The organism is Streptomyces chlorus, assembly GCF_042655885.1.
GTDB lineage: Bacteria > Actinomycetota > Actinomycetes > Streptomycetales > Streptomycetaceae > Streptomyces > Streptomyces chlorus.
In genome coordinates this window covers 1-12,404 of the sequence record NZ_JBHSOA010000053.1, presented here as the reverse complement: position 1 = coordinate 12,404, position 12,404 = coordinate 1, and the positions used below count along the sequence as shown (strand labels likewise).

General features: G+C 70.2%; 13 protein-coding genes and 1 pseudogene. 9 read left to right on the top strand and 5 right to left on the bottom strand.

Translation table 11 applies throughout. The annotated features are described in order from the left end of the window. Positions 1–64: 64 nt before the first annotated feature. The 4 genes from ACFPZI_RS23870 (at position 65) to ACFPZI_RS23855 (ending at position 4,501) form a co-directional block, all read left to right on the top strand. Positions 65–1,471, top strand: coding sequence for a family 2B encapsulin nanocompartment shell protein (locus ACFPZI_RS23870; protein WP_381366465.1), 1,407 nt, complete (start codon positions 65–67; stop codon positions 1,469–1,471). Positions 1,472–1,602: 131 nt separating this feature from the next. Then, complete coding sequence (locus ACFPZI_RS23865) at positions 1,603–2,682, top strand: family 2 encapsulin nanocompartment cargo protein polyprenyl transferase (protein WP_381366462.1); 1,080 nt, start codon at positions 1,603–1,605, stop codon at positions 2,680–2,682. Positions 2,683–3,107: 425 nt separating this feature from the next. Next, the gene (locus tag ACFPZI_RS23860) at positions 3,108–3,716 is read left to right on the top strand and encodes a GNAT family N-acetyltransferase (RefSeq protein ID WP_381366459.1); all 609 of its coding nucleotides are present in this window, start codon (positions 3,108–3,110) and stop codon (positions 3,714–3,716) included. Between the two features lie 155 nt (positions 3,717–3,871). Then, a complete protein-coding gene (locus ACFPZI_RS23855) occupies positions 3,872–4,501 on the top strand; it encodes a hypothetical protein (protein WP_381366456.1) in 630 nt (209 codons plus the stop codon). Here ACFPZI_RS23855 and ACFPZI_RS23850 read toward each other — a convergent pair. Beyond that, entirely contained in the window at positions 4,492–5,115 is a 624-nt protein-coding gene (locus ACFPZI_RS23850) for a TetR/AcrR family transcriptional regulator (protein ID WP_381366453.1), read from the bottom strand. The two genes, ACFPZI_RS23855 and ACFPZI_RS23850, sit on opposite strands and share 10 nt — an antisense overlap. 126 nt (positions 5,116–5,241) lie before the next feature. On the opposite strand from ACFPZI_RS23850, the gene ACFPZI_RS23845 reads away from it, so the two are divergent. Further along, positions 5,242–5,826, top strand: a complete 585-nt coding sequence (locus ACFPZI_RS23845) for a dihydrofolate reductase family protein (protein WP_381366914.1) — start codon at positions 5,242–5,244, stop codon at positions 5,824–5,826. Positions 5,827–6,090: 264 nt separating this feature from the next. Here ACFPZI_RS23845 and ACFPZI_RS23840 read toward each other — a convergent pair whose 3' ends face one another. Further along, positions 6,091–6,528 carry a thioredoxin domain-containing protein gene (locus tag ACFPZI_RS23840; protein ID WP_381366450.1) on the bottom strand — a complete coding sequence of 146 codons (438 nt, stop codon included), beginning with the start codon at positions 6,526–6,528 and terminating at the stop codon, positions 6,091–6,093. A gap of 648 nt (positions 6,529–7,176) precedes the next feature. Here ACFPZI_RS23840 and ACFPZI_RS23835 point away from each other — a divergent pair. The 3 genes from ACFPZI_RS23835 to ACFPZI_RS23825 all read left to right on the top strand — a co-directional run bounded on the left by ACFPZI_RS23835 (position 7,177) and on the right by ACFPZI_RS23825 (position 8,789). After that, a complete protein-coding gene (locus tag ACFPZI_RS23835) occupies positions 7,177–7,713 on the top strand; it encodes a DUF5994 family protein (protein WP_381215160.1) in 537 nt (178 codons plus the stop codon). Positions 7,714–7,975: 262 nt separating this feature from the next. Next, complete coding sequence (locus ACFPZI_RS23830) at positions 7,976–8,248, top strand: hypothetical protein (RefSeq protein WP_381215522.1); 273 nt, start codon at positions 7,976–7,978, stop codon at positions 8,246–8,248. Between the two features lie 67 nt (positions 8,249–8,315). Beyond that, positions 8,316–8,789, top strand: coding sequence for a DUF5994 family protein (locus ACFPZI_RS23825; RefSeq protein WP_381215157.1), 474 nt, complete (start codon positions 8,316–8,318; stop codon positions 8,787–8,789). Positions 8,790–8,827: 38 nt separating this feature from the next. Here ACFPZI_RS23825 and ACFPZI_RS23820 read toward each other — a convergent pair whose 3' ends face one another. Together ACFPZI_RS23820 and ACFPZI_RS23815 are read right to left on the bottom strand one after the other, a co-directional pair. Then, positions 8,828–10,096: an ATP-binding protein gene (locus ACFPZI_RS23820; RefSeq protein ID WP_381215154.1), complete on the bottom strand. Its 1,269-nt coding sequence runs from the start codon at positions 10,094–10,096 to the stop codon at positions 8,828–8,830. Between the two features lie 84 nt (positions 10,097–10,180). Beyond that, positions 10,181–11,398 carry a PP2C family protein-serine/threonine phosphatase gene (locus ACFPZI_RS23815; protein WP_381366445.1) on the bottom strand — a complete coding sequence of 406 codons (1,218 nt, stop codon included), beginning with the start codon at positions 11,396–11,398 and terminating at the stop codon, positions 10,181–10,183. A gap of 127 nt (positions 11,399–11,525) precedes the next feature. On the opposite strand from ACFPZI_RS23815, the pseudogene ACFPZI_RS23810 reads away from it, so the two are divergent. After that, positions 11,526–11,750 (top strand): annotated as a pseudogene (locus tag ACFPZI_RS23810) (acyl-CoA desaturase); the annotation flags it as partial. 384 nt (positions 11,751–12,134) lie between these two features. On the opposite strand, the gene ACFPZI_RS23805 reads toward ACFPZI_RS23810, so the two are convergent. Continuing rightward, complete coding sequence (locus ACFPZI_RS23805; RefSeq protein ID WP_381366943.1) at positions 12,135–12,305, bottom strand: hypothetical protein; 171 nt, start codon at positions 12,303–12,305, stop codon at positions 12,135–12,137. Positions 12,306–12,404: the final 99 nt, after the last annotated feature.

The following is a 12,404-nucleotide window of genomic DNA, read 5'->3' as shown; positions in this document are numbered from 1 at the left end:
TTTGCCGCGGAGACCGGCACCCGGCACGGATGGGTGCCGGTCACAACTGGGAGGGCAATTCTTTATGTCGGTAGGCGAAGAGGTCCGCACCGAGCAGACCCGGCAGCAGCAGAGCCTCGGCACGGCCGCGGCGCGGAACCTGGCCACCACCACCAAGTCCGTACCGCAGATGCAGGAGATCAGCTCGCGCTGGCTGCTGCGCATGCTGCCCTGGGTGGACGTGCAGGGCGGTACGTACCGGGTGAACCGGCGGCTGACATACGCCGTCGGCGACGGACGCGTGACATTCGTGAAGACCGGTGACCGCGTCGAGGTCATCCCGGCCGAGCTGGGGGAGCTGCCGGCCCTGCGGTCGTACGAGGACGAGGAGGTGCTCTCGGAGCTGGCCGCCCGCTGCCGGCAGCGGGAGATCGAGGCCGGACAGGTGATCGCCTCGTTCGGCAACCCGGCCGACGAGGTGTTCCTGCTGGCGCACGGCAGGGTCGAGAAGATCGGCACCGGCCCCTACGGCAGCGACGAGTCCCTCGGAGTCCTCGCCGACGGCGCCTACTTCGGCGATCAGGCGCTGCTGGACGAGGGCGCCATCTGGGAGTACACCGCCCGCACCCTGACCGCCTGCACCGTGCTCGTCCTGCCGCGTGACGCCGTCCAGCAGGTCGCCGAGCGAGCCGAGACACTGAGCGAACACCTCCAGCAGCAGCGCTCGGCTCCCAGCCGGCGCACCAACAAGTACGGCGAGCAGGAGATCGACCTCGCGGCCGACCACAGCGGCGAACCCGACATCCCGCACACCTTCGTCGACTACGAGGCCAGGCCCCGCGAGTACGAACTGAGCGTCGCCCAGACCGTGCTGCGCATCCACTCACGCGTGGCCGACCTCTACAACCAGCCCATGAACCAGACGGAGCAGCAGATCAGGCTGACCGTCGAGGCGTTGAAGGAGCGCCAGGAGCACGAACTCGTCAACAACCGCGGCTTCGGCCTGCTGCACAACTGCGAGTACGACCAGCGGATCCAGCCGCACGACGGCGTACCCGCCCCCGATGACCTGGACGAACTGCTCAGCAGGCGGCGCGGCACCAAGCTGCTCCTCGCCCATCCGCGCGCGATCTCCGCCATCGGCCGCGAGCTCAACAAGCGGGGGCTGGTCCCGGAGACCATCGACATGGCCGGCAACCGCATCCCCACCTGGCGGGGCGTGCCCATCTTCCCGTGCAACAAGATCCCGGTGACCGAGGAGCGGACGACCTCCATCATCGCCCTGCGTACCGGCGAGGAGGACCAGGGCGTCATCGGTCTGCGGGCCTTCGGCATCCCCGACGAGATCGAGCCGAGCCTGTCCGTGCGGTTCATGGGCGTCAACGAACAGGCCATCATCAAATACCTGGTCACGGCCTACTACTCGGCCGCGGTCCTGGTGCCGGATGCGCTCGGCGTCCTGGAGAACGTCGAGATCGGTCGCTGGCGGTGACCCTCCGGGATCTCTCGGCTCGCACGCCGCGTACCCGCCCACCCGGACGGGTACACCCTGGGAGTACGCGCGCGACGTCGGCGGAAGCACCACCTCCGCTCATCCTCCGAGACGGGTCCAGAGGTGAGTTCATGACGGATTCCATGACCGAGGCCACCACGGAGACGGAGGACGAGCACCGCCCCGCCGAGAGTCACGAGGCGACGATTCTGCTGGAGCGGGCGCGGGCCGAGGTCGACCCGGTGCTGCGGGCCGCCATCGGCTCGCTGCCCGGCCCGCTGCGCCGGATCGCCCGCTACCACTTCGGCTGGGAGCACGCGGACGGGACCCCGGCCACCGGCGGCTCCGGCAAGGCGATCCGCCCCGCACTGGTCCTCGCCGCGGCCTCCACCCTCGGCGGCCCCGCGGCACGGGCGACGGCCGTCCGGGCAGCCGCCGCGGTGGAACTGGTGCACAACTTCACGTTGCTGCACGACGACGTGATGGACCGGGACACCACCCGGCGCCACCGGCCCACCGCATGGACCGTGTTCGGCGATGCCGACGCGATCCTCGCAGGGGACGCCCTCCACGCCCTCGCCCTGCGGTTGCTCGCACAGGACGCGCACCCGTCGGCCCCGGCCGCGGTGGCCCGGCTCGCGGACTGCGTCGTGGAACTGTGCGCGGGGCAGCAGGTGGACACGGCCATGGAAGGGCGCGCTCCCGGCGAGGTCACCCTCGACGAGACGCTGTCCATGGCCGAGGCGAAAACGGGCGCGCTGCTCGGCTGCGCCTGCGCGCTCGGCGCGCTGTACGCGGACGCCGGGGCGGCGGACGTGGCGGCACTGGACGCGTTCGGCCGTGAGGCGGGACTGGCCTTCCAGCTGATCGACGACGTGATCGGCATATGGGGAGACCCGATGCGTACCGGCAAGCCCGCCGGCGCGGATCTGGCCGCCCGCAAGAAGTCCCTGCCGGTGGTCGCCGCGCTCACCTCCGGCACCCCGGCAGCATCCGAACTCGCCGCACTGTACGCGGCCCCGCATGCGGAGGAGGACCTGGAGCGCATCGCCCTGACCGTGGAACGGGCGGGCGGCCGCGACTGGGCGCAGGCCCAGGCTGCCGACCGCATGGTCCGGGTGATGCAGGAACTCGCCCGCGCGGTGCCGGACCCGGAGGCGGCGGGCGGACTGCTGGCCCTCGCCGAGTTCGTGACACGGCGCACCACCTAGGCAGGGCGGCCCGGGACACCGGGCTGCCCCAGGGGCGTGCGGGACCCTGGCCCCGTACGGCCACCGTGGTTTTGGCCCGGCGGCCCCGCACTTCCCTACGGATGCTGTTGGTTAAACCCTTCCGGCGATTCCGGGCCCTCGTGAGCCCGTGCCGGTGGCCCGGGGTGCTCCGGCCGCGGGCTGTGTCACTTTCCGGGAAAGTGACACAGCCCGCGGGACCATGCCCCCCGTCCGCCGGATTAGCCAACGGCGTCCCCCACGGGGTGCGGGGCCCGCCAACCTCGCGGTGCCCCCTGTCCCTGCCCCTGTTGCGGCAGGGACAGGGGGCTTCCGGCGGGCGGCTGTAGTCGCCCTCCCGTCGGGCATCGTCGTCCCGATAGGGTCAACCCCCGTACGATAGAAGAGGGTTGAGAAGGAGGGCGGGCATGGGTGTGGCGATCCGGACGGCTGGGGACGGGGACCGGGAGCTGCTGGTCCGGCTCCTGGACGAGGCGTTCCAGGACGACCCGGTCAGTGGCTGGGTCTTTCCGGGCACGGAGTACCGCCGTACGACGCACCACAGGCTGATGGGAGCTTTCACCGACATCGTGCTCGCCGAGGGACGCATCGACGTCACGGAGGACGGCGCGGCGTGCGCGCTGTGGATGTCGATGCCGGCGGACGACCACGACGCCGGGGGCCCGGCGGACGACGAGGGTCCGGCGCAGGTGCGCCAGGCCGTCGACCCGCAGAACGAGCGGGTGGAGATGATAGGCCGGCTGACGGCGGGCGTCCACCCCACCGGGCGGGCCCACGAGTACCTGTGGATGATCGGCGTGGCGCCCGGCCGTCAGGGCGAGGGGCTCGGCACCGCGCTCATCGGTTCGGTCCTCGACCGCTGCGACCACGAGGGGCTGCCGGCCTATCTGGAGGCGAGCAGTGTCCGCAGCCGCCTGCTGTACGAACGCCTCGGTTTCGCCCCGGCCGGTGAGCCTCTGCCGCTCCCGGACGGCCCCCACATGTGGCCGATGTGGCGCGAACCCCGCACCCCGTGACCGGCCGGCGCCCCGCCCGCGCCTGACCGGGCCCGGCTGAGCCCGATCGGGCCGGTTTTCTGTCCCATCAGGGACGTTCGGCCCTGGCTGCCGGCGTGCGTACCCGCTTCACTGGCCCTCGCGAGGACCGGTCGGCGAGGACTGTCAGGGGCGAGATGAGCACAACGGCGCGCGACAACGGGACGGCGGGCGACCAGGTGCCGGGCGGCGGGGCGGCGGGCAGGGAGATCGCGGCGGTCGGGCATGCCGATCTGACCCCGCACACACTCGCGCTGGTGGAGTCCGCGTTCCAGGAGCGGTTGGAGCAACTGGAGCAGCACGCCGAGCCGAGGCCGGTCATGGTGCGCTGCGGTGCGGGAGCGCCGCTGGCGTTCGGCCGGGCGGCGAGTGCGTCGGGCCGTCGCCTGGTCGTGGTCATCCCCACGTACAACGACGTCCCCGCCATGCCGCCCCGGCGCGACCGGATGGCCACCGGTGAACTGCTGAACCTCGCCGACCAGGCGCGGCTCCTGTCGTACGACCCGAACCACCGGGATTCCTGCGTCGGCGCGGACGAGCGGATGATCGCCACCAGCGGCCTGCTGCTGGCGGTCTGGGACGGCTCCCCATCCAACGGCCGTGACGCCACCGCCCACCTGGTGACGTACGCCCGAGCCCGGAACATCCCCGTGGAGATCGTGTGGCCCGCGGGAGCCGAACGCGGGGCGGGAGAGGCCCCGACCGCCCCTTCCGCCGCACTCCCCGTCAGGGAGCCCGCAGAACCGCCCGGCGCGCGCTATTCCTGAGTCCGTTCCTCACCTTGTTCCTCCGCCGTCTCCGGCACGATCGTCGCCACGATCCGGTCCACGAGCCCGTCCGGCACGCTCACCCCGGGCAGTACGCCGTCCAGGACGCCCGGCAGCGTCAGGTGCTCCAGGATCAGCCCGAGCATGGCCAGGTACAGCACCGCCACCGTCTCGTCGCCGCCCGGAAGCCCGGCGGCCCGCTGGAACTCCATGCCCTCCACGAGGTCGCCACGGACCGAGGCGGTGTAGGAGGCGAGCAGCCCGGGGCGCCGGGTGGCCTCCAGCCGCATCTCCAGCAGGGCCAGCCAGCCCGTGCGGTCACCGGTCGCACGCGCCATCAGGTCGTGCATGAACGCGGCGACGAGCGAGCGGTCCCGCGGCCGGGTCAGCAGCTCGGCGACGACCGCGGGGTCGGGCGCGAGCCGTATGTGCAGCCGGGAGTCGATCTGGCGCAGCAGGTCGTCCCGTCCGACGAAGTAGTTGGAGGCGGTGCCCACCGGCACTCCGGCCTGCGCGTCCACAGCGCGGAACGTCAGTCCCCGGGCCCCTTCGCGGGCGAGTACCTCGACCCCGGCATCGACCAGGGCCGTGCGGCGTTCAGGGTTGGCGACCATGTGGAGTCCCTTTCCTCACTTGCCTCGATGCCCGACCCGCGTCGGTAGACCCCTTGAAACCACTACAAATGAAGTACTACAACTGGAGTGGTTCATGGACGAGGCAGCCTACGGAAAGAGACCGTGTTGCGAAAGCTCACCTACTTCATCGCCTGCTCCATCGACGGATTCATCGGGGACCCGGAGGGCGACGCGTCGGCGATGATGCGCTTCGTCGACGAGGAGTTCCTCGCGTTCCTCAAGACGGAATACCCGGAGACCCTCTCCACCCACGGCCGCCGCCCGCTCGGCATCGACGACCTGCCGAACCAGCGGTTCGACACGATCGTCCAGGGCCGCGCAAGCTACGACATCGCCCTGAAGGAGGGCATCACCAGCCCTTACGCCCACCTGCGCGAGTACGTCGCCTCGCACACGCTGAAGGAGTCGCCCGACCCGAACGTCGAGATCATCGCCGACGATCTGGTGGGCCGGGTCCGGGAGCTGAAGGCCGAGGACAGTGGGCTCGGCATCTACCTGTGCGGTGGTTCCGTGCTTGCCGGTGAGCTGCTCGACGAGATCGACGAGCTGGTCATCAAGACGTACCCGATCGTGCAGGGCACCGGCATGCCGATGTTCGGCGCGGGCTTCTCGGTGACGGAGTTCGCCCTCGAGTCGGTGCGTACGTTCAAGAACGGGGTGCTGGTGCGCACGTACAGCAGGAAGCGCTGAACCGGCGTCGGGCCTACCCTGGGGGTTATGGGCAGCGACGAACCGGTCTGTCCCTCCTGCGGACAGCCAGTGGAGATGGTCGTCCGGCGTCATAAGACGCTGGGCATCTGGGTCCCGACCTGGGTCCCAGGAGCATGCGGCAACCCGGACTGCGACAGGAACCCCGGCCGCGAACTCGCCGATTCCCCCCGGCCCGAGCACACCGGAAGCACGGCCCGGGTGCCGGAAGCGGGTCCGGGCTGACCACCTGGGAACGGCTCCCGGTCACGCGGAACGCGCGAGCTGTTCCCGTACCCATTCAGGGTCGGGGTTGACGGGGAGCCGGCCTGCCACGACGACCGTGGGCACGGTCTCGTTGCCGTCGTTGGCAGCCCTCACGGTCGCCGCGCCGGCGGGGTCGCGCCAGATGTCGACCCAGTGCAGCCGACGGGCGCCCCGGCCCAACCGGATGCGCAGGCGCAGACAGGAGACGCAGCCCGGCCGCCAGAAGACGATTGGCCGACCGTCGGCCTCGCTGCGGCTTTGCGCCTCCAGTGCGCCGATCGACCTCGGGAAGATCAGCGGCGAGTTCACGCCTGCGAGCAGCGCGAACAGCAGGAGGAGTGCCACGGCCCTGCCGGGGCTTCCCCTGAGGGTCAGCCCTGTCGCGACGACTGAGCCGCTGAGCACAAGCGGCATCGGCAGGATCCACACGCGCGTCATGGTGAAGCAGGCTGTCGATGAGCCGGCGCCTGCCGTGCGGGGGGACGGTTTCGTCTCTGTCCGCCGTCGCCGAAGACGACCGCACCCGGCCGTCAGGGGCGCCGGGGTGGTGGCGGTCTGCGGGCCGGGTGCGGGCGGGGGACCTGGCGATGGGAGGAGACATCGCGGGTCGGTACAACTTGACCGGTGGGTCAGGCCTTCTTGGTCTCCTAGTAACGGGCCGGGTCGGGGGCCTGCAGGGATCTTCCCTGGGGGTCGCTGACCTGGCCTTTTGCCGATTGCTGGCGATGGGGTGCGACGGTCTTGAACGGATGTCCTGCGGACTGTGTGCGGACTGCTGTCCCGTCCGGGGGCAGACGTGGCTGATGCCGGACCGCTCGGGGCCGGAGCGCACCTCCGTTACCCCCGGTTAACCGCTCTCAAGGGCGTGCCTGAGCGCAAGGACTGGCTTTGTCCCGGCTCGCCACTGGGCGCCGGGGGCCAGGTCCCGAGGCAGGAAAGTACCTGGTCAGCCACGGCTTTTCGGGCCAGCAAGCGGAGTAGTGTGAAGACACCGGGAGTTCTTCGCGCACCGGCTCCGCTGTGGGTGCCGTTTCTGGTGATTGACAACGCCGGGCCGCCCCACGAGCCCGGGGGCAGGTTCGCGCCATGACCGTGATCATCGACCGTACGGCATCGAGCAGGCGCGCACCGTCGCTGCCCGCTCGCCTGTGCCTGACGCCCGCGCCGGGCGGGCTGGACGGCATGTGGTGGCCTCGCTCCCGTGCCCTCACCCGTGAGCTGCCGGACTTGACAGCCGCACTGGGCGACCTCTGGGGCCGCATCACAGGTGTCACGGTGAACCCGGACCACTGGCCCGTCATCCCGAGTTGGGTGTCCGGCGCCGGGCGCACCGTGCGTGTGGGCTGGTCCACCGAGGAGCAGGACCCGCACCGGATGACCCTTTTTTCCACCAGTGGCCGCCGGGACGTGCTGGTGGTTCCGCCGGAAACCGGTGTGGATGCCGCCGCACGGCTGATGGCCGGTGACGGCATCGATGCCCCGGGCCGGGAGGAAGCAGCAGACAGGATCGATACCCGAAGCAGGGAAGAAGCGTGGGAGACCGACGGCGGGGCAGGTCCGCCGTCGTCCCTGCCCCGGCCCATCGGCTCGACAGGGCGTTCGCCCGCCGGTCAACGGAGGTGAGAGGACCATGACTGTCATCGCCGTGGCCGCACTGCTCGTTCTGATCGCCATCGGAGTCGCTCTGATCCACCGGCTCAACGCTCAGCACGACGGACGGATCGCTGCCTTCCACTACAGCGATGCTCTGCCGGGGATCGGCCGCCGGACCCGGAGGCACCGCCGGCCGACGGTGGACGCGACCGCCCTGGCACGCCCCACCGCGACAGCGACCGCGGATGACATCGACTTCGGCCCGACCGGGGGCCGTAGAGGACGGCATGTCATGGGGATACTGCGTGAGCGGAAGACGTACCGCGAGAAGATCATGCGGGCTCTGTACCAAGCCGCCGAGGGCAATCGTCTCCTGGGCGTCGACGGGGCGAAGCTCCGCACCGATCTCGGCATCCCTGAGCAGGATCTGGCCGCTGCCTGTACGTACCTGGCGGGCAAAGGCTGGGTCGTCGTCGACTGGGGGAGGGGTGACACGCCCGCAAGGATCACGTTGACGCACCAGGGGATTCGGCAGATGGAGACAGAAGAGAAAGAGCGTGACTGAGCCGCCGTCCGTAGAGACCGTGCGGCCGCAGGGCGTGCGACCGGCATACGAAGGACGGGCGGACACCATGACCGACTCCGACACCTCCGACACTCCCAGGTTGCTGCCGGACGCCGTCCACCAGCCGGTGAGCCCCGGGACGGCTCTGCTGAGACTGGAGACGACACACGCGCGTGAGGGAATCCTGGACGGTGCCTGGTGGCCGCGGTCCCGGGACATCGGTGCCGAGCTGCCCTCGCTGATCACCGCGTTGACCGAGCATCTCGGACCCGTCACCCGCGTCGGTCTGGACGCCAGCGCCTGGGACGAACTGCCGACACGGCTGGTGATCGACGGCCGAGTCGTGCACATCGACTCCTTCCCGGTCGGTGACGACACCGTCCTCATCACCCGAGGCGACCGGGACCATTTCTCCCTGCTGGTAGTACCGCCGGACACGATGCCTGACGCGGCACGCGCCGCGATGGCCAGGGCCGTCCGGGCCGACAACGTCACCGGGGCCGAACAGATCCTCATCGACACGCCGTCTCCGCCGAACTGACACCTCCGTCGCAGACCGGATCTCCGGAAGTCGGGACGCTAGATACGGGCGAACTTCTCGGTCTGCTCGGCGAACTCCTGAGCCGTGGCGCTGCTGACCGTGGGCTGGGTGTCGCGGATCGTGGCCAGGTAGTCGTCCGTGGTGGGCAGGGTCCGGGCTCCGGTGTCGAAGGTGCGCTCGAACTGGGCCTGGGAGACAGTACGTGCCACGTGGGCGATGTCGGCGGGGGTGAACCCCTCGCTGGCGGACGAGAGTGCCGCGCTGTCGGCCTGGGCGCCCGCTCGGGCCAGGTAGCTCCTCCACAGTGCGGTCCTGGCGCTGTGGTCGGGAGGGCCGATGGGCAGCACGTAGTCGAAGCGACCGTGCCGCAGGAAGGCCGGGTCGAGGGTGGTCACGTTGTTCGTGGCGCAGACGAGCAGCCGCCCGTCCTGGGTTCGGAACCGGACGATCGCCTTGAGCAGCTCGTTGACGACGCCGACCGCGGTCGCGTCCGCACCACTGCGTTCACCGGCGACCTCCTCGACCTCGTCGATGAAGACCAGGACGTGGTCGAGCTGGGCGATCTCGTCGAAGCGCCGGCTCAGCCCGCTCGCCAGACCGTACTCGGCAGCCAGACGTGCGGGGAACAGTTCGAGAAAGGGCCAGCCCAGGCGGCCGGCGATCGCGTGCGCGAACGTACTCTTGCCGGTCCCGGGCGGACCGAACAGCATCACCGCTCGCGGCAGTTCCACACCGTGCTGGGCGGCCAGTTCGGGATGGGCCAGTGGCAGGACCAGGCGGCGCTCGATGAGCTGCTTCTCCCTGTGCATGCCCGCGACCTTCTGCCACAGTCCCCCGGGCGGCAGCTCCGCCCCGAGCGAGGAGAGCATGCTGACCTCCTGAGGAGTCACCGGCCCGCGCTTCTCGAAGACGACCATGCCCGAGCGGGCGCCGAAGCCGCAGTTGTGCAGAGCGGCGGCACCGGTCTCGCCCTCGGGCAGGACCGCGTGCACCGCGCGGACGCCACCGGCGAAGAGCCGGTGCTCCAGGGCGGTGATCAGGTCGCTGCCCAGCCCCCGGTGCCGCCAGGCAGGTGCCATGCAGATGCGCAGGATCCATGCCCGGTCGCCCTCCACTCTGCTCACCGCGGCGCCGACCACCACCTCGTCCGCTGTGGCCACCACCGCAGGGTGGAGGGCTTGAAGGGCCGCCACGGCGTCCGAGAGCGGGAAGAGAGGCGGCTCTTCGGCCGTGCTGCTCTCCGCATCGACGCGGATCACCGCTTCGAGATCGTCCTGGGAGTAGTCTCTGACACGCCACCCCGTCATCATCAACTCCGCGTGTTCGGCCGTACTCCCATCATCAGCCGATGCATGGAGTGCGCGCGCGACAGGTGCCGGCCGTGAGTCCGATCAGTCGGCGCCGCGCCACTCGATGAGCAGGAGCGTCGCGTCGTCCATCGTGCTCCCGCCCCGTGCCCGTTTGAGTGTGTGGGAGAGGGAACGGGCCACGGCCCGGATTTCATACGCCGTACGTTCGATGCGGTCCACCCAGCCGATGAGCTGTTCCTCACCAAATTCCTCACCACCGGCATCGTGCTCCTCGATCAACCCGTCGGTGAAGCACATGATCCGGTCTCCGGGGGCGAGGGTCAGTTCATTGATCCGGGGCTCGTGACCGCCGAAGCCGACAGGGAGCGTCGTCGGGCCGCGGAGCCGCCGGACAACACGGTGTCCGCGGATCAGTAGGGGGGCGGGATGTCCCGCGTTGACCCACTGGACACGGCCCGTCATTGTGTCGAGCCGCATCATCTGAGCGGTCACGAAGTGGTCGGGGCCGAACTGCTCGGCGATGGCCCGGTCCATGAACGCATAGATCTCCGACAGGCCGACGCTGATCCGCCGGGCATGCCGGTAGGCGCCGATGGCCACCGTGGCCATCGTGGCGGCGTCCAGGCCGTGCCCCATCGCGTCGACCATGGCCACATGCAGCACGTCACCGTTGAGGGCGTAGTCGAAGCTGTCGCCGGCCACGTCATAGGCGGGCTCCAGCATTCCGGCCAACATGACCCGAGGCGTGGACATGGCCAGCGGCGGCAGCAGTGACCATTGGATTTCCGCCGCCACACTCATCGGTTCTCTGCGCCGGACCTGGAAGAACAGATCGGTGTACCCGTGCTTGGTCACCAGCATGTCGGCCACCAGAGCGGCGATCCTTCGCAGCAGCCGCCGGTCATCGTCGTCGATCCCGTCCAGAGTGACGGCCAGGACGCCCACCTGGTCGCCGCCGTCCAGCAGAGGCGAGTAGACCCGTACACCATCGGCCTGAGGCACCTCGAGACGACGCGCCACCTGGAAGGCACGACCGGCATCGGAGCCGTCGATCGGCTGCGGATCCCCGGCCGTCAGCCCGTCGCCCGGCAGGGGCACGAGCCACACCTGACCGTAGTCCTGCAAGAAAACCGAGGTCTCGCGGCTACCGAGCCTGTCCACCTGCTGCGCAACGAGCGGACCGAGCAGATGCGGCGGCAACTCGTGTCCCTGGTCCAGCAGAGCCCCCAGAAGCTCCTCCCCGAACCCCTCCGACCGGCCCGTGCCCCCTCCACTGCCCTGCCGCTCACTGCCCGTCATCGCCGTGGCCACGGTGGACGCTCGGATGGCTCCTCACGAAGAAACTGTGCACACGAACTCCCGACGCAGCCTGACCGACCAGAGCAGCGTGCGACCGCCGCCCGATCCACCCGGGCCATTGCTCCCATCCCGTCGCCACGACCGGGCCACCAACCTGTGGTCGCTGGCCCTGCTCTCGTTCGGCGAGAGCTGACACAACCTCTACCACGCCGACCCCACCTGCGCCCGGCACGGCGTCGACCGCGGTCGGATCGACTTCTCCGTCGCGTTCATCCGCCTCCTCGAACGCCTCGGCTGGGTCTACGACGTGCGCTGGCCGACTGCGGCCTGCATGGCCGCCCGCCGGACCTGACCCCGATCACCAGGAGTGACGTCGACCGGCGACGGCGTGTCCCATCGCGCCGAGGACCCACAGGATGGATATCCCGGTGACGAAGCCGACGACGAGCAGAACGATGCCCAGGATGGTCATGACCTCGCCCTTGAGGAGCAGTGTCGGTTCCCCTGTGAACTGCGAAAGACCGCAAGGGGGTGGACACGGGAATGGTCGGCCTCCTCCTTACTCCGCGCGGTGTGGTTTGTGGCGGGCGACCTGTAGTCGGGTCTCGGTGGGCATGTCAGGGAAGCCGGTGGACCGATGGGCGGTTCGGAGTGGGCCTTCGCAGAGGGCATCGAGGGCGGCACGCCGGGACTGGGCCGGGCCCTTCGCCGGGAGGCGGGGAACCGGGCCGGGTCCTCACCGCTGCCTCCGTCCGCGGACGTCGAGGTCGCCCTGCACGACGAGGCCGACGATCAGCCCCGCCGTCCCCAGGGCCAGAACCAGCAGAAATGCCCAGAAGCCGCCGAAGTAACCGGCGAAGCCCAGGGCCATCCCGGCCGCGAGGCCCGTCGTCGCTGTGTTCATCATGCACTCACCCGTCTCGCGAGCGTCATCCGCGTGATCAGCCGCTTACGCCGGGACGCGGCGGTGGCGGTGGTCACGGCGGATCACCTCACGCGGCCCTCG